General features: G+C 45.0%; 22 protein-coding genes and 1 other annotated feature. Of the genes, 2 read left to right on the top strand and 20 right to left on the bottom strand.

What is annotated here, in order from left to right:
• Positions 1 to 90: 90 nt before the first annotated feature.
• The 14 genes from DIC78_RS17230 to DIC78_RS17165 all read right to left on the bottom strand — a co-directional run bounded on the left by DIC78_RS17230 (position 91) and on the right by DIC78_RS17165 (position 14989).
• A complete protein-coding gene (locus DIC78_RS17230) occupies positions 91 to 981 on the bottom strand; it encodes a DUF4097 family beta strand repeat-containing protein (protein ID WP_127696669.1) in 891 nt (296 codons plus the stop codon).
• Positions 978 to 1532: an HAAS signaling domain-containing protein gene (locus DIC78_RS17225; RefSeq protein WP_099043322.1), complete on the bottom strand. Its 555-nt coding sequence runs from the start codon at positions 1530 to 1532 to the stop codon at positions 978 to 980. The genes DIC78_RS17230 and DIC78_RS17225 overlap by 4 nt, the downstream gene beginning before the upstream one ends.
• A complete protein-coding gene (locus DIC78_RS17220) occupies positions 1529 to 1855 on the bottom strand; it encodes a PadR family transcriptional regulator (RefSeq protein WP_024122421.1) in 327 nt (108 codons plus the stop codon). The genes DIC78_RS17225 and DIC78_RS17220 overlap by 4 nt, the downstream gene beginning before the upstream one ends.
• 150 nt (positions 1856 to 2005) lie before the next feature.
• On the bottom strand, positions 2006 to 3508 hold the full coding sequence (gene abfA, locus DIC78_RS17215) for an alpha-L-arabinofuranosidase AbfA (RefSeq protein ID WP_127696668.1): 1503 nt from the start codon (positions 3506 to 3508) through the stop codon (positions 2006 to 2008).
• Positions 3509 to 3526: 18 nt separating this feature from the next.
• Entirely contained in the window at positions 3527 to 4372 is an 846-nt protein-coding gene (gene araQ / locus DIC78_RS17210) for an arabinooligosaccharides ABC transporter permease AraQ (RefSeq protein WP_044153972.1), read from the bottom strand.
• A complete protein-coding gene (locus DIC78_RS17205; protein ID WP_010335239.1) occupies positions 4373 to 5314 on the bottom strand; it encodes an arabinooligosaccharides ABC transporter permease AraP in 942 nt (313 codons plus the stop codon). It lies immediately after the preceding gene.
• A gap of 35 nt (positions 5315 to 5349) precedes the next feature.
• Positions 5350 to 6651 carry an arabinooligosaccharides ABC transporter substrate-binding protein AraN gene (locus DIC78_RS17200; protein WP_127696667.1) on the bottom strand — a complete coding sequence of 434 codons (1302 nt, stop codon included), beginning with the start codon at positions 6649 to 6651 and terminating at the stop codon, positions 5350 to 5352.
• 30 nt (positions 6652 to 6681) lie between these two features.
• Entirely contained in the window at positions 6682 to 7866 is a 1185-nt protein-coding gene (gene egsA / locus DIC78_RS17195) for a sn-glycerol-1-phosphate dehydrogenase (RefSeq protein ID WP_127696666.1), read from the bottom strand.
• A complete protein-coding gene (locus tag DIC78_RS17190) occupies positions 7863 to 8681 on the bottom strand; it encodes a sugar-phosphatase AraL (RefSeq protein ID WP_127696665.1) in 819 nt (272 codons plus the stop codon). Before DIC78_RS17190 ends, egsA begins: the two co-directional genes overlap by 4 nt.
• The gene (araD, locus tag DIC78_RS17185; RefSeq protein ID WP_024122427.1) at positions 8659 to 9348 is read right to left on the bottom strand and encodes an L-ribulose-5-phosphate 4-epimerase; all 690 of its coding nucleotides are present in this window, start codon (positions 9346 to 9348) and stop codon (positions 8659 to 8661) included. The genes DIC78_RS17190 and araD overlap by 23 nt, the downstream gene beginning before the upstream one ends.
• Before the next feature lie 12 nt (positions 9349 to 9360).
• Positions 9361 to 11046: a ribulokinase gene (gene araB, locus DIC78_RS17180; RefSeq protein ID WP_127696664.1), complete on the bottom strand. Its 1686-nt coding sequence runs from the start codon at positions 11044 to 11046 to the stop codon at positions 9361 to 9363.
• A 15-nt stretch (positions 11047 to 11061) separates the two neighbouring features.
• Positions 11062 to 12552, bottom strand: a complete 1491-nt coding sequence (gene araA / locus DIC78_RS17175) for an L-arabinose isomerase (protein ID WP_127696663.1) — start codon at positions 12550 to 12552, stop codon at positions 11062 to 11064.
• A 182-nt stretch (positions 12553 to 12734) separates the two neighbouring features.
• On the bottom strand, positions 12735 to 13706 hold the full coding sequence (gene abnA, locus DIC78_RS17170) for an arabinan endo-1,5-alpha-L-arabinosidase AbnA (protein WP_127696662.1): 972 nt from the start codon (positions 13704 to 13706) through the stop codon (positions 12735 to 12737).
• Between the two features lie 197 nt (positions 13707 to 13903).
• Positions 13904 to 14989, bottom strand: a complete 1086-nt coding sequence (locus DIC78_RS17165) for a M42 family metallopeptidase (protein WP_024122431.1) — start codon at positions 14987 to 14989, stop codon at positions 13904 to 13906.
• A gap of 187 nt (positions 14990 to 15176) precedes the next feature.
• Between DIC78_RS17165 and ysdB the strand changes: the two genes are divergently transcribed.
• The gene (ysdB, locus tag DIC78_RS17160; protein ID WP_024122432.1) at positions 15177 to 15569 is read left to right on the top strand and encodes a sigma W pathway protein YsdB; all 393 of its coding nucleotides are present in this window, start codon (positions 15177 to 15179) and stop codon (positions 15567 to 15569) included.
• 16 nt (positions 15570 to 15585) lie between these two features.
• Here the strand turns inward: ysdB and DIC78_RS17155 are convergent, their stop codons facing one another.
• From DIC78_RS17155 to infC, 4 genes are read right to left on the bottom strand one after another with little or no spacing between them, the layout of a single operon-like run.
• The gene (locus DIC78_RS17155) at positions 15586 to 15855 is read right to left on the bottom strand and encodes a DUF1294 domain-containing protein (RefSeq protein WP_127696661.1); all 270 of its coding nucleotides are present in this window, start codon (positions 15853 to 15855) and stop codon (positions 15586 to 15588) included.
• 53 nt (positions 15856 to 15908) lie between these two features.
• Positions 15909 to 16268 carry a 50S ribosomal protein L20 gene (gene rplT / locus DIC78_RS17150; protein ID WP_003222420.1) on the bottom strand — a complete coding sequence of 120 codons (360 nt, stop codon included), beginning with the start codon at positions 16266 to 16268 and terminating at the stop codon, positions 15909 to 15911.
• 31 nt (positions 16269 to 16299) lie between these two features.
• Positions 16300 to 16500, bottom strand: coding sequence for a 50S ribosomal protein L35 (gene rpmI / locus DIC78_RS17145; RefSeq protein ID WP_003222418.1), 201 nt, complete (start codon positions 16498 to 16500; stop codon positions 16300 to 16302).
• Positions 16501 to 16512: 12 nt separating this feature from the next.
• A complete protein-coding gene (gene infC / locus DIC78_RS17140) occupies positions 16513 to 17034 on the bottom strand; it encodes a translation initiation factor IF-3 (RefSeq protein ID WP_071543361.1) in 522 nt (173 codons plus the stop codon).
• Between the two features lie 57 nt (positions 17035 to 17091).
• Positions 17092 to 17222, bottom strand: a sequence feature (ribosomal protein L20 leader region).
• Between the two features lie 727 nt (positions 17223 to 17949).
• Here infC and DIC78_RS17135 point away from each other — a divergent pair.
• Positions 17950 to 18606 carry a hypothetical protein gene (locus tag DIC78_RS17135; RefSeq protein WP_127696660.1) on the top strand — a complete coding sequence of 219 codons (657 nt, stop codon included), beginning with the start codon at positions 17950 to 17952 and terminating at the stop codon, positions 18604 to 18606.
• 30 nt (positions 18607 to 18636) lie between these two features.
• On the opposite strand, the gene lrgB is transcribed toward DIC78_RS17135, so the two are convergent.
• A complete protein-coding gene (lrgB, locus tag DIC78_RS17130) occupies positions 18637 to 19332 on the bottom strand; it encodes an antiholin-like protein LrgB (protein WP_038954251.1) in 696 nt (231 codons plus the stop codon).
• Between the two features lie 21 nt (positions 19333 to 19353).
• Positions 19354 to 19794 (bottom strand): antiholin-like murein hydrolase modulator LrgA, encoded by a 441-nt coding sequence (gene lrgA, locus DIC78_RS17125; protein WP_010335253.1) that lies wholly within the window; start codon positions 19792 to 19794, stop codon positions 19354 to 19356.
• Between the last annotated feature and the right edge of the window lie 124 nt (positions 19795 to 19918).

Here is a 19918-nt window from a genome sequence, read left to right as displayed (position 1 = left end):
TTTTTCATAAATATATCATAATTTCAAAGCAAAAAGCGGTCATTTTTTCCTATTCAAAAAAGCCGGCTGGAGTGGGCCGGCTTGAGGCAGTTAGTTTAGTTCAATGTCTCCAGAGGTTGTACGAACTTTTAAATGGTTAGAGGGGCTATTACCTACATAACCTACAACACGGTGCTCTGTCTTTTCTTTATACAGGATGTGGTCGAGATTGACCGCAGCATCACCTGAGTCAGCCTGAAAATCCACTGCCAAAGATGCAGGTTCTTTCTGATACCCTACTGACACACTTCCGCTCGTAGTGACGATGTCGACCTCTTCGTTCTGATGATCCTGAAGAAGATCAATATCCCCGGAAGTTGTCTTATAGTTCACCTTTTCAGCTGTTGTGTGGCTGCTTTTTATTGATCCGCTTGTTGTCTTTACCTCACCTTGGCCGAATGAATTTTGATCAGCTTGAACATCTCCGCTCGTTGTTTTTAGCGTCAGCTCGTTTTCGATGCGTGTATGCTTCAGCTCAATATTTCCTGATGTAGAGTCAGCAGCTGATTGATCCGTTTGCGCATTTTCTATCAGAATATCGCCAGAGGTTGTCGTTACGGTTATCTCATCATACTTCTTTTTCGGAATCGTGATTGTGATTTTCATATCCTTTTCGCTGCCCCACGGTATAAAAGAGATGATATTCTCGCGTGCTATTTGATTGATTGTTAATGATTTGCCATCTTGGGTCACATCGAACAGCTTTTTGCTTTTATCACTGACTTGTCCTTCAGCAGCTACCTGAATATCATCCGTTTGCCCGCTTTTGACCTCTGCATTCATCGAGCTCGTTGCTACCTCAATTTTTTTAATATCTGCAGGATCATAAGTTTCGGCAGCTTTCACCTCTTCATTTGTAAAATCCGAGGCAGCTGCAGAGATGACAGCTCCGATTACCCCGACTGCAAATACTGCGATCAATCCTATTATGATTTTTTTCATGTCTGCGCCCCCGTCACCAGCTTTAAATTATATCTGATATATCGTAAACTCACGCTATACAGCAGCTTTCCTATATGCCACAGCCCTATACAAGATAGCAGTCCCAGACTGCCAAACATGAGTGATAAAAAGAACTCCAGCATCATGTGCGTATTCATTTGAAACATCACCATGCCGACAAACATAATTGGTGATACAGAGAGTGCAAGCGCTGCCCCGCAGAAACCTACGTACACTCCAAAAATGCCAATAGCTGGTCCCAGCACAAAAATCAAATTCAAGATGCTTATCGCTGCTGCTGAACATGCCATCTGGAAGAGGTTCTTCTTAGGGCGCTGCACTGCTGGAGCAGTTTCCGTCACATCTGGCACCAATTCCTTTGCAATTTGTTTTGGGGAGCCGAGTTCCCTGATAATGTTCGCTTCCGGCCTGCCTTCTTTCATCCCTTCGGTAATATGTTCCTCAAAATCAAATAAGATCTCATTCCGCTCTTCTTCAGAAAGCGGCTTTAACGCTTTGCTTAACTCCTGTAAAAACTGTTCTTGGTTCATCGTTCTCCTCCCCTTGCCGCATCAATGATTTGGTTGACGGATGCTGTGAACTGATCCCATTCTGCCAGCAGCAATTTCATTCGCATGACACCAAGCTTTGACAACGTGTAATATTTTCTGGCAGGCCCTTCAGAAGACGGAGCCATATATGTTTCTAAATACTCCTCTTTCGTCAGTCTTCTTAGAAGAGGATATAAGGTGCCTTCAGCAATAGCCATATACCGGGAAATGTTTTGAGACAGCTCATATCCGTATTGGTCTTTTTCAGCAATACATACAAGCACACATAACTCTAATGCTCCCTTTTTAAATTGAGCATTCATGATCAAATCCTCCCTGCGGCCCGTAATTTTGTTTATATTTTCCACCATCCCTCACATGGTAACATCCACTACTGAACATTACAAGGTACTGAATCATATTTACTAAGAAAAAATAAAAAACCGGAGACAGATCTCCGGCTCATGTTGCTATTATGATTGTTTTTGCAGACGGATCACATTCCATGAAAGCGGCGTGAAATGTGCAGTTAAGCCGTTTTCGCTGACAGACGATGTTCCGTTGGAATGCGGGACGACATTTTTTCTGTTATGCTGGTTTGTCGCTTTGATGTCCTGATGCTCAAGTACGATGTGCTCTGCGATTTGATACGATTCAAAGCCTCTGAGCGAAATCTCCGTCTCCATCTGATCCTCAGCTTTGTTTACCGCAAAAATCGTCAGTGTTTCTTCCTCTTCGGAGTACACAACAGCGGCATCAACATACGGCACATCAGTAAAATCAGCGCAGTCATACTTCGGTGAAGAAATAAGCGGTTGCAGCGACTCTCCTCGGCCGTAGACAGAAGCATGCATGTACGGATAAAAAATCGGCTGTCTCCATGCTTCTCCGCCTTTTTCCGTCATGATTGGCGCGATGACATTTACAAGCTGTGCAAGACACGCGATTTTCACACGGTCTGCGTGCTGCAGCATCGTAATGAGCAATGAGCCCACCAATAAGGCATCTTCAAAGTTATAAATATCTTCTAAAATAGGCCGCGCAGTAATCCACGGTTCTACTTTTTTATCAGCTTCATTTGAGTGATACCATACATTCCATTCGTCCAGAGAGAGATTGATTGTTTTCTTGCTGCGTGTTTTTGCTTTTACATAGTCACAGGTTGCAGCAACAGATTTAATAAAATGATCGAGATCCATTGAACGAGCCAGATAGTTTGGCAGATTGTTATCCCGGTTTCCGTAATACGTATGGAGAGAAATATAGTCGACATGCTCGTACGTATGCTCCAGCACCTTTGCTTCCCAATCGATAAAGGTCGGCATGCCGCTGTTTGAGCTGCCGCAGGCAACAAGTTCAATTGATGGGTCAACCCATTTCATGACCTTTGCCGTCTCCGCGGCAAGCCGTCCGTATTCGTCAGCTGTTTTGTGGCCGATCTGCCACGGGCCATCCATTTCGTTACCCAGGCACCACGTTTTGATGCCGTACGGCTGCTCATAGCCATGCGATCTTCTCAAATCACTCCAGTAAGAGCCTTTCGGATGGTTGCAGTATTCTACGAGATTGCGGGCAGCATCTATCCCTCTCGTGCCGAGGTTAACAGCCATATTGACTTCTGTGTTCACCTTTTTTGCCCAAGTTAAAAATTCATTCGTTCCCACTTCATTGGTTTCTGTCGTTTGCCATGCCAAGTCAAGGCGTCTCGGGCGGTTCTCAACAGGTCCGACGCCGTCCTCCCAATTATACCCTGATAAAAAGTTTCCGCCCGGATAGCGGATGATCGGAACCTGCAATTCCTTGATTAACGCCTGGACATCCTTGCGAAACCCGTTTTCATCAGCCTGAGGATGATCAGGTTCATATATGCCTTCGTATACAGCACGCCCCATATGCTCGATGAACGACCCGTAAATCCGTTTGTCGACTTCACCAATTTTATATTCTTTGTCCACAATCACTCTCGCTTTTTTCATTATACGTTTCCTCCTTCATTATCCTTTGACTCCGCCTACTGTCAGGCCGGAGATAAAGTACTTTTGGAAAAACAAGAAAATGATAATCACCGGCAAAATGGCAAATACTGAGCCGGATATGAGCATGTCATAGTTGTTTCCGTAAGGGCTAAGCAAGCTGGACAGCCCGATTGGAAGCGTAAACATTTCTTTCGACCGAAGCACAATCAAGGGCCATAAGAAGTTGTTCCAGCTGTTTAAAGACTGGAGAATAATCATCGCTCCGAATGCCGGTTTCATCAGAGGCGCCATAATTCTGAAAAAAATGCCAAATTCCGTACATCCGTCCATCCTTGCTGAATCCAGCAGATCTTTCGGAAGGCCGAGTGCATATTGCCGGAAAAAGAAAACAGCTACCGGCGAAACGATAAACGGCAAAATGACACCCGTATACGAATCGATCAAATGCAGTCCGACTGTAAGCTTAAACAACGGGAGCATCATCACTTCCAGCGGAACCATCATAATAATCAGCACAAGAACAAAGATGATATTTCTGCCTTTAAATTCATAAACCGCTAGCCCGTATCCGATCATCGACGAGAAAAACAGAGTAAGCACTGTCGTTAATAGACCGAGCACAAGGCTGTTAAAAAACCATTTAAAATAAATGCTGCCGCCGTTAAACAAAAATGTATAGTTATCAAGACTCATCACTTTTGGATCAATGTCAACATTCAGCCCCACCCGCAAAAGCTCAGATGACGGCTTTAATGATCCTAAAAGCAGACAGAAAATCGGGAAAATATACAACAGGCTCAGCATGATAAAAAATAAAGTAAGCGCGATTCTGTACACCCGAAACTGAGGACTGTGCTGCAACATTTACCCCTCCCCCTTAAACGAGCCTGACAGTTTTAATGAAATCAGGCTGACAACAAGTATGACAATCAAAAGGACAATGCCGATGGCCGCCCCGTATCCCATTTCATTGTAAGCAAGGCCCTGCTGATACAAATATCCGACAAGCGTCAGGCCGATATTACCCGGGGAATTATTTTGCCAAAGGACGTAGCTTTCCTCAAACATCCTGAACCCTCCAATGATGCTGATGGTTAAAACGTAGACGGATACAGGCTTCAGAAACGGCAGCGTAATGTGCATAAATTTTTTCATCGTATTTGCTCCGTCAATATCAGCGGCTTCGTACAGCTCTTTCGGCACATTTTGCAGTCCGGCCAAAAAGTAAAGGATGTTAATTCCCATCCATCTCCACGAAGCAAGCAGCACCATCAAAAACATGCCGGTATGTTCATTGTTCATCCAGTTCTGCGGTGAAAAGCCGAGTTTCAATAAAATCGAATTGGCTAAAGATGTTTCCATCTCTCCAAAAATCAGCCGGAAAATGATTCCAGCCACAATGGTAGAAGTCAGTGCAGGTATAAATAACGCTGATTTGAAAATGTTTCTGAATTTGACCAGTTTCGAATTCAAGAATATGGCTAACAGCAATGGAACTGGAATCAGCACAATCAGCGTCCAAAACGTATATTCCAGCGTATTAAAAAGGGCGGTATAAAACGTCGGGTTGTTAAGAGCGGTGTAATTGGATAACCCGACAAACGTCACCTCTCCAGGCAATATTCTTTGAAAGCTCATGATGAAGACACTAATGATGGGGTATAGAAAAAAAACAAGAAAGGATAAAACAAATGGCGCTGTAAACAGATAAGGCGCCGCTTTTTTCGAATAAAAAATACCTCGCCAGCCTGATTCTTTCGCAGCCGAAGGAACGGGATGAGCCGTTCCCGTTTTCACAGGTTTCATGAGAACCTCCCCGCTTTCACTTTTTGAATGGGATTCTATTTCTGTTTCAGTTCACCTGCCGCTCTGTCCAAGGCTTGTTTTGGCGTCTTTTGCTGAGATTTGAGCGCGTCGAATAATACGCTTCTGTTGACAAGGTCTGAAGCCTTGGCAAAATCCTCATGTAAATAAATCGGATTGATTTCATCCTTGATATCGAGCAGCACAGAAAAAATGCCTGTTCCGTTTTGGAAGTAATCCGTGTATTGGTTTTTCTCTTTCAATTCCTTGGAGCTCCAGACATCCCAGCGAAGCGGATCGAACCCGAGCACACTCCAAAGCTTTTTGTTTCCTTCTTCAGAACCCTTCGCAAAGGCGAGAAACTCTTTCGCTAATTCGACATGTTTGGCCTGCTTTGGCACAACGGTGGCTGTGCCGCCCAAACCTGCTGAACGGTCGCCTCCTTCTTTCCATGCCGGAAGCGGCCGAATGGCAATCTTCCCTTTCAGATCAGGCATATAATCTATGAATCTTCCCATATACCAAATCGGCATCAGAACAGAAGCCGCTCCGCCTTGGTTCATAAAACCGTAATATTCTTCACTGTGATGCCCGCCGCCTGGTGCAGCGATCATTGTTTTATCATTAATCAGGTCTTTTAAATACTGAAGCGTTTTTACGTTGGTGTCATTATTCAGGATCAGCTTTCCGTTTTTATCAAAATACCCTGAGTTTTGCTGTGAAATCATAGATAAAAATGTTGCTGAATCATTTGTTTCCACTGTTCCCATTGGCTTTCCGGTCGCTTTGCGCACTTTCTGTCCGGCTTTGCGGTAATCATCCCATGTTTTCATATCATCCGGGTTGATGCCGGCTTTTTTCATAATATCCATGTTATAGAACATAACTGTCGTTCCTACATGAGTATCCAGTCCGTATAGCTTGCCGTTTTTGCTGTACAGCGTAAGACGCGCCTCTACGAATTTATCCCGGTCTTTTTCAATAAGCGGGGACAAATCGGCAAGCGGTACATCGGTGCCCTTCAGAAAGTTTGAAAACCGGGCCAATTCTACATCTGCAATGTCAGGCACGCCTTCCCCGGCGATTAAGGAAATCGACAGATTATCGTGCATTTGGCCATACGGATAGACGACCGTATTCAGTTTAATTTGACGGTCAGGATATTTCTTGTTCCACTCTTTCACCATTTCCACATAAAACTGCTCATGAAGTCCGTTAAATGTCCAAAAAGTCAGCTCCGTTTCACCCGGTTTACCGGATGACCGTTCCGCTGAACACCCAGCGATAAATAATGTCAAAACCATCATGAGCGCAAGAAAACAGACAGTCATCTTTTTCATCTATGTTACCCCTTCCATTCGAGGTGCGGGCTATTCATAAAGACCATGATTGACAAGCGTTTTGTTTTCATTGATGAGTCTTAATCCGGTGCAGCGGTCTCTTAAGGTGTGTGCGTGTCTGAAGGCATTTTTGACGGAATCCTGCCCGACACCGATTTCGTCAAAATACGCGGGGCCTCCGGCAGATTTCAGCCAGCCGGCCAGCTTTTTTCCTTCCGGCAGCGTTTCATAAGCCGATTGAATGACTTCCCGCTGACGCGGAGAAAATTCGTTCAGCCCTTCGGCTTGGATCAGCTTTCTGTACGTGTCAGTCAATAAAACGGCCGCACAGCCCACTTTTGCCCCATGGAGAATCTGAGGCCGTTTTTTCTCCATTAATTCCATCTCAATCCAATGGGAAATATGATGCTCCCCTCCTGAAGCAGGACGGGAATGATCCAAAGCCAGCATGACAAGTCCTGATACAATCAAGGACTCCATCAGGACCCGGATGCCCGTTTCCGTTTTCATCGCAATGTCTTCAGCGTGTTCGATACAGGCATCAAGTGCTTCTTGTACGAGCTTTGCGCCTGTTGATGAATATGGCTCACCAGCGAGCTGATGAGAAATGTTCCAATCAGCCAGAGACGTCATTTTGCCTAGCATATCCCCAAATCCAGCCGCCACCATAGGCTGCGGCGCCGATTTTAAGATGTCAAGATCAGCGAACAGCGCGGACGGGGCCTTCGTTTGGATGGTGGTTTTCGTACCGTATAAAATAATGGGCGCACCGGCTGATGTAAATCCGTCAACGGATGGGGCGGTCGGATAAGAAATAAACGGCAGCCCCCTCTGGAAGGCGGCAAAACGCACGATATCATGGATAGTCCCCGAACCGACTGCGATCATGATATCTGTTGATTTTTTCGTATGGACCAGCACATGAATGAGTGACCGTTCATCTGCCGCCACATCTCCTGCTTCATTTTCCGGAATGATCAGACACTCCGCCTGAAGCCCTTCCTTTATCAAGCGGTCTTCTAACTCGATCCCCGCTATGCGGTGCGTATTCCGATCACAGACAAGGACGATACGCTGATCATTCTTTCTTTTTACATAATCCAACAACCGATCGGCTGCTTGTTTTTCTAGAACAATTTCTTCTACTTCTACAGGAAATGTCATCTCCCCCGCGTGTTCAAAAGCACGCTGAACGTCAGCTGCGATATGATTCATAGCAGAATCCCCTCCTCAGCCAGTTTGGTTACATCCTTAATGGACTCCAGTACATAATCCGGCGTATACAAACGCTGTTCTCCCGGTTTCGCTGAACCAGTCAGCACTAAAACGCTCTTCATGCCATACAGCTTTCCCATTGCGATATCAGATTCAATGCTGTCCCCTATAATCATACATTCATGTGCAGAAAGCCCCAGCGCAGTACAGGCAGCCTCCGCCATCAGCCACGATGGCTTTCCGACGACAAGCTCCGTCTTCGCCTGAGCAGAAGCTTCTATCGCCCCTATCATTCCGGCGACGTCGATGGCATTCCCCTCCTCATTAGGAAAATAGCGGTCTTTGTTCGTGGCAATTATACGAGCGCCTGCGGCGGCCGCTTTAAAGGCTTGATTCAAGTCTTCGTAGGTGAGTGTTTCATGAAGCGAGATGACAAGCCAATCCGCCTCCTTCGGTTCATCTGCTGTCTGGACGCCTGCCAGCCTCAGTTCGTCAATCAAGCCCTGTTCTCCAAGCACCCATACCTTTGAAAAACGATAGTTCCTTTTTAAAAAGGCTGCTGTCACACTTGATGACAGGACAATTTCGTTTACATCTGCATCTATTCCGGCACCAAGCAGTTTTTTTCTGCACATGGCACGGGAGATATTTCCCCGGTTGCTCAAAAAGACGATTTTCTTTCCCATATTTCGAAGTGTACTGATGGCTTCTCTTGCTCCATCGATCAGTTCGTTTCCTCTGAATACGGTACCGTCCAAGTCAATCAGAAAACCGGCCGGTGATACTGCGGGATTATGACTGGCCATAATACGCATTTGCTCCGTGTTTTCGATAAAAGTGCTTTTCGTGGAGAACAGTATTGATCGGGTTGACATTCTTGTTCAGCATCATAGAGTGATACGCCATTTCCGCAACCGTTTCTAACACCACCGCGTTATGAATGGCGTTTAAGGCATCTGTGCCCCAGCAGAACGGGCCGTGGTTATTAACGAGCACGCCCGGCACCTGCTCGTATTTATGATGCTGAAAGGTCTCCGCGATCACTTTGCCTGTATTCAGTTCGTAGTCATGAATGATTTCTTCATCGTACATTTCACGTGTACACGGAATCGCACTGTCGAAATAATCGGCATGTGTCGTGCCTAAAGGGGGTATGTCCCTTCCGGCTTGCGCCCAGCTTGTCGCCCATTGAGAATGGGTATGGACAATCCCGCCGATATTTGGAAACGCGTTATACAAATAAACATGAGTGGGTGTATCAGAAGAAGGTTTGAGCGAGCCTTCTACGACCTCGCCTTCCAAATTCAAAACAACCAAGTCATCGGCTGTCAGCTCGCTGTATTCGACTCCGCTCGGTTTAATGACGATTAACTCTTTTTCACGGTCAATACCGCTCACATTTCCCCACGTAAAGGTCACCAGCTGATGCTCTTGAAGCTTCAGGTTGGCAGCCAGCACCTCTTTTTTTAACGTTTCAAGCATGCTCATCACCCTTTATGAATTCTTTTGTGCGGCAGATGAAAATTGAAGATTTTTTATCGTTTTCAGACGCTTCATGACATGATTCTCTTTTCCGAAATATTGAACAAGCTCTTTATATTCAGCGTATAGCTTTTCATATACGGCGGCATGCTCAGCATTTGGCGTATATGAAATATCTTTCAGTTTCCCCATGTGCGCCGCTGCCTCTGTGACATCATCATAGCCGCCGTTTTCTTTACCGGCCGCAAGCGCGCCGAAAATGGCAGATCCTAAGGCAGGGGCTTGCGGTGAACCTGAGATTTTAATATCCATGTTTGTGACATCCGCATAAATCTGCATGACAAACGGGTTTTTCTCAGCAATACCGCCAGCTGCGTAAAGTTCTTCAATTGGCACTCCGCTTTCTCTAAATGTTTCAATAATCATCCTTGTGCCGTATGCTGTTGCTTCAACTAACGCACGGTAAAGCTCTTCGGGTTTCGTCAGCAGCGTCATGCCAAGCAGCATCCCCGTTAGATCAGCATCAACAAGGGTTGAACGGTTTCCATTCCACCAATCCAGGGCAAGGAGGCCGCTCTCCCCCGGCGCTTGCATGTTTGCCTTCTCGCTCAGCAGCTCGTGAATGCTGACATTTTTTTTCTCCGCTTCGTCTTTATAGGCTTGCGGGACACACGTTTTCACGAACCATTCAAAATGATCGCCCACACAGGACTGTCCGGCTTCATACCCCGCAAATCCCGGAAGGATGCCGTTGTCCACAACCCCGCACATGCCGGGCACAATGTTTACCTCGTCTCCTAAGAGAACGTGGCATGTTGAGGTTCCCATAATCATCAGCATTTTTCCTGGTTCTGTGATACCGACAGCCGGAACAGAAACATGAGCGTCAACATTCGCAACAGCAACCGCTGTGCCCGGAAGGAGACCGGTCAGCTGTGCCATTTTTTTCGTCAGCCCGCCTGCTTTTTCCCCTACTGAGTGAATCGATCCCGCTAACTTATCTTTTGTAATCGTTTTCATTGCAGGGTGAAGTTTTTCAAAGAAATTCTCTGAAGGATATCCCGCTTTTTCACTCCAAATCGCTTTATAACCAGCTGTGCAGTTGCTTCGCTTCAGCGAGCCGCACAGCTGATACACGATCCAGTCAGCTGCTTCGATCATCCGATCAGCTGCTTCATAAATGTGCGGCGCTTCTTCGGCAATCTGCATCACCTTCGGAATCATCCATTCTGATGAAATCTTTCCTCCGTAGCGCTGTAAAAAAGCTTCTCCTTCTTCTTCGGCGATTTGATTGAGCCGATCAGCATGCTTTTGGGCGGCATGATGCTTCCAAAGCTTCACATAGCTGTGCGGCTCCTCTTCAAATTCCGGCAGCATACATAATGGCTGTCCTTCACTGTCGACAGGCAAGATCGTACATGCCGTAAAATCAATTCCGATCCCGATGATCTCTTTTGGATCAACACCAGTCTGTTCAAGTAATGATGGAATCGTTGTTTCCAAGACTTCCAGATAATCTGCCGGATGCTGAAGCGCCCAGTCCCGCGGCAGCTTTTGACCCGTTTTGGGAAGGACGGTATCAATGACGGCGTGTGGATATTCTTTGACAGCCGCCGCCAGCTCTTCTCCAGTTTTGACGTGAACGAGCACCGCTCTTCCTGATAATGTTCCGAAATCAACACCTATTGTGTAAGCCAAGTGACATCCTCCTCTCTACTTTTGAAGCCTGTAAAGCGCCTCGTTCCATTTCAATTCATGTTTCAGCTTGTGAATCGATGTATCGCGAGAAATCAAGATACTTTCAACCCCCGCCATTTCCGCCCAATCCATCAATTGCTCCGCTGTCAATTCGTAAGACAAGCAGGTATGGTGTGCGCCGCCGGCTAAAATCCATGCCTCTGCCGCTGTTTTTAATGAAGGCTCAGGCTTCCAGAGAACGCGGGCGACAGGCAGATTCGGCATATCTTTCTCGATTTTCTGTCCGTTTACCTCATTGAGCACGAGACGGAAACGCCCTCCGATATCAACCAGACTCGCTTGAATGGCTGATCCGCTGATGCCATTGAATACAAACCGCGCCGGGTCATCCTTGCCTCCGATAGACAGCGGATGTACTTCAATTTTCGGCTGATCCAAAGCAACTGTCGGGCACACCTCAAGCATGTGTGAGCCAAGAATCATTTCATTTCCAGGTTCAAAATGGTACGTATAGTCTTCCATGAAGGACGTTCTTTTACCTTCAGCCATGATTTTCATCATCCGGACGAGAGCAGCCGTCTTCCAATCACCTTCTCCGGCGAACCCGTAGCCTTTTTCCATCAGCCTCTGAACGGCCAGCCCAGGCAGCTGTTTCATTCCGTGCAGCACTTCAAATGAAGTCGTAAAAGCCGTGTATCCGCCTTGTTCAAGAAAAGCGGTTAGACCAAGTTCAATTTTCGCCTGTTCTTTAATGGACGCTATCTTTGCTACGTCTCGTTTCGTTTCCTCGCTGATGACATAAAGCTTGTCATACTCTGCATAGAGTGTTTCGACCTCATCGTCAGAAATTCCATTCATCACTTCGACAAGATCCCCGATGCCATAGCCGTCAACCTGCCAGCCGAACTGGATATGCGCTCCCACCTTGTCTCCGTCCGTTACTGCAACATGGCGCATGTTATCTCCGAATCTGGCAACCTTGATATGTCTGCTTTCATTTAACGCAGCCGCCGTATTCATCCACTGAGAAATTTCTTTCTTTACCTCTTCATCATCCCAATAGCCCGCGACAACTTTACGGCTCAGCCCCATACGGGAATTGATGTACCCGTACTCGCGGTCGCCATGTGCGGATTGGTTGCTGTTCATAAAATCCATGTCAATCGTACCCCATGGAATATCGCGATTATATTGAGTATGCAGATGCATAAGCGGTTTTTGATAAGAGGAAAGGCCTTCTATCCACATTTTTGCAGGAGAAAATGTGTGCATCCATGTAATAATACCGGCGCATGTCTCACTGTACTCCGCTTCTCTTAACAGCTGTCTGATGGTTTCCGAGGAAGTTACAACAGGTTTATGCTTAATTTTATATCTGGAAGAAATGCCGCTAAGCCCCTCACAAATGCTTTTTGCATGCTGGTCTACCAGCTGCAGCGTTTCTTCTCCGTATAGATGCTGGCTTCCTGTTACAAACCAGAATTCATAATCTCTTGTCTGAAGCATGTTGACTGCCCCTTTCTTATAAAATAAAACGCTTCCAATTCTAAATTGATAGATACGTACTAATAAACAAAAACTAGTGAATTATCATTAATTTGTACGAACAACTTCATTATAGTAATTCAGTAGGATACTGTCAATCTTTTCTTTTAAAAAAAAGCCAGGTATTCACCCGGCTTATCAGTTTAATAGGACGGCCAGCCCGAACTCCAATTCAAATCATTGATTAGTAGCTTGGGAATGCCGTTATCTTTCGCGTCATAGGCATGGCGCACAAGTATGTTTCCATTTACAATATCCTGACCTCCAGGCCCTTTCCATTGATCATTGCCGAAATCTAAGATGGTGCCCCCTCCTTCCAGCATGCTTTTTCCGCTTTTATCAAGATAAGGCCCTGTTATGCTTTTAGATCTCCCATAAGCAATTTTGTACGTACTATTTACCCCGTCACAGCATTTATCAAATGAAACCATTAAATAGTAGTAACCATTTTGATACGTGAGGGTAGGAGCCTCCAGCGCTCCGCTATTACTCGGTCTCGACGCAATGGAATAAAGCGATCCGGTAGGCTTCATCGTGTTCTTATCCAGCTTGGTCAGCTTGATTCCGCTCCAAAATGAGCCGAACGCAAGCCACGGGTTGCCATCCTTGTCAAAGGTGAGTTCCGGGTCGATGGCGTTATAATTATTGGAGCTCGTCGACCTGATCACCAGGCCTTCGTCTTTCCAGCTTCCCGAGCTGATGCTTGTTGAAGAAGCAAGGCCTATGGCAGAGACATTTTTTCCGAAAGAAGAAACTGAATAATACAGCCAGTACTTTCCGTTATAATATTGAATGTCCGGTGCCCACTGGTTTTGGCCGTAATTCGGCACATAAGTGGACCACCATGATAAAGGTGTGCTGAAAATCGATTTTTGCACGGTCCAATTTTTAGCATCCGACGATTTGAGAACCCGCAGCCCCCTTTCTTCCGTAAGGCCTGTTCCAAACGCGTACCACGAGCTTCCCTCTTTGATCATCGTTGGATCATGAAGCAGTTCATTAGATGCTCCCCAAAATGCAGCGGATGCCGGAGAAGCGGAAGTCAATAACAAACCCGCCGTCAGAGCAGCACTCGAAAAGTGAAAGAACCGTTTCCATGCTTTTTTCTTTTTCAATTTTTTCAAACCTCCCTTATTTTAGAAAGCGCTTACAAATTGTGAAATTGAATCCTCCTTTCCTTACAAATGAGCTGCATCTCGTACGTGATCAGATTCAGGAATTTTTCGGTATCTCCTTTATTGTAGTCACTCCGCCAAAATTTGTACAGACAAAAAAATAGAATCCGCCTCACAAAGCGGATTCTTCCGTATCTTTATTGGTACGTAATATCGTCAACCGTTTGCCGGTCTAACTTCTTAATGACTTCGGTGATTAATTTTACCGCGTTTTCATAATCGTCACGATGCAGCATGGCAGCGTGCGTATGAATGTATCGTGTTGCAATGGTAATGGACAGCGCCGGAACACCGTTTGCTGTCAAATGAATGGACCCGGAATCAGTTCCTCCGCCGGCGATCGCATCAAATTGATATGGAATGCCTGCTTCTTCTGCTGTATTGACAACTAAGTCACGAAGTCCTTTGTGGGAGACCATAGATGCATCGTACAGAATAATCTGCGGCCCTTCTCCCATTTTGCTTTGCGCTTCCTTCTCAGAAATCCCTGGCGTATCTCCGGCTATTCCTACATCAACACCGAAAGCAATATCAGGCTGTATCGTGTGCGCAGAGGTCTTCGCTCCTCTTAGGCCAACTTCTTCTTGGACAGTTCCAACGCCATACACAACGTTTGGATGATCTGTGTCTTTTAAATTCCTCAAAACATCAATGGCGATCGCACAGCCGATACGGTTGTCCCACGCCTTTGCTAAAAGAAATTTTTCATTGTTCATGACCGTGAATTCAAAATGCGGAACGATCATATCACCTGGGAGTACGCCCCATTCCAATGCTTCCTCACGGCTTGAAGCCCCGATATCAACGAACATCTCTTTGATATCGACCGGTTTTTTTCTCGCTTCAGCAGATAAAATGTGCGGTGGCTTAGATCCGATAACACCTGTGACCTCTCCCTTTTTCGTCACGATGGTGACACGCTGAGCCAGCATGACTTGAGACCACCAGCCGCCGACAGTTTGAAAACGGATAAAGCCTTTATCGGTGATTTGTGTCACCATAAAGCCGACTTCGTCCAAATGCCCGGCAATCATAATTTTCGGACCGTTTTCCGCACCTGTTTTTTTTGCAATTAAACTGCCAAGCCGGTCAGTTGTCACTTCATCAGCAAATGGTTCTATGTATGATTTCATCACTTGCCTGACTTCTCTTTCATTTCCCGGAATGCCTTTTGCATCAGTTAATTCTTTCAGCATGGTTAACGTTTCATCCAATTTTGCCATGATTCCAAAAACCTCCTTCATCTGTCCTGCATTATTATTATACAAAACCTGACGGCAACCATACGACTATTTCACTTAAAAAGCGGGTATATCTTTTTTAACAAACTTCTTTTAGAAAAAGTGAAACCTTTTTCTATGCTCTACGTATTACATCAGATCATCACAATGAGGGAGGTGCCTTCACACAATGTTTATCATGGTTCTCCGGATTTTATTGCTTGCTCTATTTGCTTACTGTATTTATGCCTTGGTCAAATATGTCGCAAATCCAAAGAGAAGACTGAAGCTGGCCCAATCAAAAGAACTTTTTTATATTATCGATGAACAGAACAATACCCGAAAGAACTTTCAATTGACGTATAAAGGCGTGCTTTTTGAAGGAGAAAAGCATATTCCTTCCAAGGATCATCCGTTGTTCATCCACACCATCTTTGTATGGACGGAGTCTCCTGAGAAGCTAAAAAACTTTTCCGCAAAAGATTTTGAGAATATTGAAGAAAAAGTACTGGAACGATATCCGGATTGTAAAATTGACTGGGATCTGCCCATTAAACTTGCAAAAAAAGCAGAAGAGCGGTAAACGCTTTTCTGCTTTTTTATAAATCAAACGGACTGTAATAGATGCCGATCAACACCGCTTCAATCACCAAAAGAAGCGGCACACCGTATTGAAATGATGCGTGCTTCGTTTTATGTCTGAAGGTCTGCATGCCGAGCCAGACACCAAGCGCTCCAAACACGATGGCGATCAGCCACAGCCGGTCTTCAGAAATTCTCCATTTGTGGCGCTGCGCTCTTCGTTTATCTGCGCCCATCACCCAAAAACCGCACAGATTGATCAGAACTAGATATACAGCAATTATCATGTTGCCTCATCCTTTATATAAAAAAGCCGCTCTCTAAGAGCGGCTCTATATCATTATTTGTTTAATTGAGCTTTAGCAGCATCAGCAAGCTGATTGAATGCAGTAAGATCGTTTACAGCAAGATCAGCAAGCATTTTACGGTTTACTTCGATACCAGAAAGCTTAAGACCGTGCATTAAACGGCTGTAAGAAAGACCGTTCATGCGAGCAGCTGCGTTGATACGAGTGATCCAAAGCTTACGGAAATCACGTTTTTTCTGACGACGGTCACGGAAAGCATAGTTTCCAGATTTCATGACCTGCTGGTTAGCTACTTTGTATAATGTATGTTTTGAACCGAAATAACCTTTTGCTAATTTAAGAACCTTTTTACGACGCTTACGTGTAACAGTTCCGCCTTTTACTCTTGGCATTAAATTTCCCTCCTAATTGTTCCTTGTCCGATTACTTGATGTTAGCAAGCATTTGTTTGATACGTTTGAAGTCTCCTGCGCTTACAACAGCACTCTTGCGAAGCTTACGCTTTTGCTTTTGAGATTTGTTGGCGAATAAGTGACTTGTGTATGCATGAGAACGTTTTAACTTCCCAGAACCTGTCTTTTTAAAACGTTTAGCAGATCCGCGGTGAGTTTTCATTTTTGGCATGGGATTTCCTCCTTATTGCTTTTCGTTTTTCGGCGCGAGCATTAAGAACATGCTGCGGCCGTCCATTTTTGGTTTTGTTTCGACTGTCGCAACCTCAGCACATGCTTCAGAAAAACGGTCTAGTACACGCTGGCCGATTTCTTTATGAGTGATTGCGCGTCCTTTAAAGCGGATAGAAGCTTTCACTTTATCGCCTTTTTCAAGAAATTTAATCGCATTGCGCAACTTCGTGTTAAAGTCGTGCTCATCGATTGTCGGGCTTAATCTAACTTCTTTTAAGTTAATGATTTTTTGATTTTTGCGTGCTTCTTTGTCCTTTTTCTGCTGCTCGAATCTGAACTTTCCGTAGTCCATGATGCGGCAGACAGGCGGTTTTGCATTTGCTGCAACTAACACAAGGTCAAGATTTGCGCGGCCGGCTATTTCAAGTGCTTCCTGACGGGACTTGATTCCAAGCTGGTCGCCATTTTGTCCGATTAAGCGGACCTCACGTGCACGGATACCCTCATTAACCAATTGATCTTTGCTAATAATGAGCCACCTCCATAGTTTCTTCGAATTGATTCACAACTCTTTTGACTGCATTCTGCAGGCAAACAAAAAGTGCGGGCATTATAAAACACCCACACTACGAACATCTGTATCAATAAAAATGTACGGTCAACCTGCCAACTACATGAATGTGTCAATCAGGTGAGAAGCGGGTGCTTCTGCTTGTGATTTATATTCAATTCAATAACTATTCTACACAATGCCGGATGTTTAGTCAAGGATGACTTATCCGGAACAACTTTCTCATTGTAACATGGGTTATTTATGAGTGCAAGAGAGAAAAAGAAAATCTTTTATTCTTATCCAGAATGCAGTGTTCTGAACCCTCCTGCCAATCATGAAGAATTTTGTTAAACAGCATCGGCTGAGCCAGCGGCGCTCCATGGCAGTTCCCCGGAAACATAGCGTTCTCGAATTTTCATTCATCTTTGCGATTTCAGCTGCGATGCTTACATCACTTTTCTTTCTTTTTCCCCGACTGGCACCAGCAGGCTGGCACTGGTTTGTCTGAGCGAATCGGGTATCGTACATGTCATATTAGTATTTGATAAAGCGTACCTGCACTCATTTGACTGCTTACTTTATAGTATGTTTCGAATCGGCTGGCATGAAGATAAAGCATTTTTGTCTGAGTCTGGAAAAGATCAAAACGGCGCCACAAATGTTGAAAATGGCTGATTTGATCTTCCCGCATCCAGCCGCTGACACCCCCGCCATAAATAAAAATCAGGAGTTGCGGATGCTCTGCACCAGATTCTGTTATATGAAGATCAATATACTACCCCATCCTTCTCCTTATTTCGCAGTTTACCAAAAACCACATATAGGAAAAAATGCAAAACAAAGTGAACCTCACACTAAAAAAGCCGATATAAGAACGAGAAGGGAGTCTGACACATGAACAAACTGATACAGCTTACTCTATTTTTAACATTGATAGTAACCGGCTGCTCCAATAGCAACAGCATATCTTCAGAGCCAAAAGAAGAGACTGTTATCACAGCCGCAGCGTTTCATGAAAACAAGCTGGAGAAAGAGCTGAAAAACCTAAAACCCGTTTCATTGAAAATGGTGAATCCGCTCGCAACTGAATTAGGAAAGGTGAAGGCGAAGGAAGAAGCAGAGAAACAAAGGCAAATCGCTGCAGCGAAAAAACGTGAAAAAGAGCAGAGAGCGAAACGAAAGAAACAACAGGAGGAAGAAGCGGAACGGCAACGATTGGCACGGACTGCAGCAGAGAGACAGCGATTAGCGGAAGCAGAAAGGCAAGCTGAGCTTGAAAGGCAGCGTCAGGCAGCACTCCAAAAACAGCAGGAAGCGAACGCCGAAAAAAAACGGCAAGCGCAGGCACAGCGTCAGCAGAATGAGGCATCCTCATCTAACAGCCAAAATGCGCCATCTTCACCGAGCCAGACAGATGATGCCATTCAACAGCCGGCTTCAGAGCTTCCTGATGACGACGGCTATGGTTATGAAGAACGAAAAAAGTGGCATGACGATCAAGTGGAATGGGGCATTAAACAGGGATATATCGATCCGGAAGACGCACCATAAAATAGAAAAAGCCAAGGGTTCAGCCTTGGCTTAACCTCCGATCAGCTGCACGAACACAGGAATGACCAGAACCGTTACGACCCCGACAACGACAACAGCGATACTTGCCATCGCGGCTTCGACTTCACCCATCTCGATCCCGACAGCTACACCGAGTGCGTGTCCGGACGTTCCGAGTGCCAACCCTTTCGAAATGGGATTCTTCACTTTAAATACTTTTAAGAACAAAGCGCCGAGCGCATACACAATGACGGCGTTAAAGATAACAGCAAAAGCTGTGATATCGCTGATGCCGCCAATATCTTTTGATAAAGGAAGCGCAATCGCCGTTGTTGCCGCCTGCGGAAGCATACTTTTCATAACAGCCTCATCAAGGTGAATCCCTTTTGCAAGCAAATAGACAATCGTGACAGAGCAGATAGAGCCTACGATAATGGAGGACATAATTTGCCACCAGTATTTTTTCAGTTTATCTCTTTGTTTGTACAATGGAATGGCAAAGGCAATCGTCGCGGGTTCCAAGAAAAACTTAATGATTTCTCCCCCGTTATTATAGTCAGCGTAAGAGAAACCGCCGATTTTCAAAAATGCAATCCCTAGCACCATCGCAACAAACAATGGAGTGAAAAGGAAGAACCCTTTTGTTTTTTTAAATAAAAAGGTGCCAATGCCGAAAGCGGCCAGTGATACGACAATTCCGAAATATGGACTCATTGTGCTTTCCATTTCATGAACCTCCTGCTTCTCTTAATGATGAACAAGTTCGTTTTTCTTCTGCGGCGGCTGTACTGTTTTTGCTTTTATGTCATCAGCAGTCTTGCGTTTTCCGCTCAGTGTAAGAATAAGCTGAGAAAACAATCCTGTTGCCCCCAATAAAATAATCGTTGCGAGAAGGATGACAAGGACGATTTGCAGGCCGTATTGCTGCATCACACCAAGAGAATTCATAACAGATATACCTGATGGAACAAATAAAAATCCGATCAATGAGGTTAAAGACGTTCCGAGCGTTTCTACTTGTTCCAGTTTAATTACTTTCAAGCATAATAGGAGAAATAATAAGACCAATCCTACAACTGACGCCGGTATAGGAATTGGGACAAAAGCGGCAATCATATTGGAAACCATCATAATGACGGCAAAAATAAATGCTTGTGTTAAAAATCCGTACACTTTTTTAGCACTCATTTTCTTCACCTCTTTCTCTTTTGTACCCTCATTATAAATAAGAATTTCTCTCTATTAAGCGCTTACATGATAACTTGCCGAATATTTAAGGTGAGTTGCAGCATAAAAAGGATGAAATACAAAA

It is taken from the genome of Bacillus halotolerans (assembly GCF_004006435.1).
Classification (GTDB): domain Bacteria; phylum Bacillota; class Bacilli; order Bacillales; family Bacillaceae; genus Bacillus; species Bacillus halotolerans.
This window is presented reverse-complemented; position numbering and strand designations above follow the sequence as displayed.

Bases quoted from the DNA above. Each gene is read 5' to 3' on its own strand.
- DIC78_RS17230 (WP_127696669.1), bottom strand. From the start codon at position 981: ATGAAAAAAATCATAATAGGATTGATCGCAGTATTTGCAGTCGGGGTA.
- DIC78_RS17225 (WP_099043322.1), bottom strand. From the start codon at position 1,532: ATGAACCAAGAACAGTTTTTACAGGAGTTAAGCAAAGCGTTAAAGCCG.
- DIC78_RS17220 (WP_024122421.1), bottom strand. From the start codon at position 1,855: ATGAATGCTCAATTTAAAAAGGGAGCATTAGAGTTATGTGTGCTTGTA.
- abfA (WP_127696668.1), bottom strand. From the start codon at position 3,508: ATGAAAAAAGCGAGAGTGATTGTGGACAAAGAATATAAAATTGGTGAA.
- araQ (WP_044153972.1), bottom strand. From the start codon at position 4,372: ATGTTGCAGCACAGTCCTCAGTTTCGGGTGTACAGAATCGCGCTTACT.
- DIC78_RS17205 (WP_010335239.1), bottom strand. From the start codon at position 5,314: ATGAAACCTGTGAAAACGGGAACGGCTCATCCCGTTCCTTCGGCTGCG.
- DIC78_RS17200 (WP_127696667.1), bottom strand. From the start codon at position 6,651: ATGAAAAAGATGACTGTCTGTTTTCTTGCGCTCATGATGGTTTTGACA.
- egsA (WP_127696666.1), bottom strand. From the start codon at position 7,866: ATGAATCATATCGCAGCTGACGTTCAGCGTGCTTTTGAACACGCGGGG.
- DIC78_RS17190 (WP_127696665.1), bottom strand. From the start codon at position 8,681: ATGCGTATTATGGCCAGTCATAATCCCGCAGTATCACCGGCCGGTTTT.
- araD (WP_024122427.1), bottom strand. From the start codon at position 9,348: ATGCTTGAAACGTTAAAAAAAGAGGTGCTGGCTGCCAACCTGAAGCTT.
- araA (WP_127696663.1), bottom strand. From the start codon at position 12,552: ATGCTTCAGACAAGAGATTATGAATTCTGGTTTGTAACAGGAAGCCAG.
- DIC78_RS17165 (WP_024122431.1), bottom strand. From the start codon at position 14,989: ATGGCAAAATTGGATGAAACGTTAACCATGCTGAAAGAATTAACTGAT.
- ysdB (WP_024122432.1), top strand. From the start codon at position 15,177: ATGTTTATCATGGTTCTCCGGATTTTATTGCTTGCTCTATTTGCTTAC.
- DIC78_RS17155 (WP_127696661.1), bottom strand. From the start codon at position 15,855: ATGATAATTGCTGTATATCTAGTTCTGATCAATCTGTGCGGTTTTTGG.
- rplT (WP_003222420.1), bottom strand. From the start codon at position 16,268: ATGCCAAGAGTAAAAGGCGGAACTGTTACACGTAAGCGTCGTAAAAAG.
- rpmI (WP_003222418.1), bottom strand. From the start codon at position 16,500: ATGCCAAAAATGAAAACTCACCGCGGATCTGCTAAACGTTTTAAAAAG.
- DIC78_RS17135 (WP_127696660.1), top strand. From the start codon at position 17,950: ATGAACAAACTGATACAGCTTACTCTATTTTTAACATTGATAGTAACC.
- lrgB (WP_038954251.1), bottom strand. From the start codon at position 19,332: ATGGAAAGCACAATGAGTCCATATTTCGGAATTGTCGTATCACTGGCC.
- lrgA (WP_010335253.1), bottom strand. From the start codon at position 19,794: ATGAGTGCTAAAAAAGTGTACGGATTTTTAACACAAGCATTTATTTTT.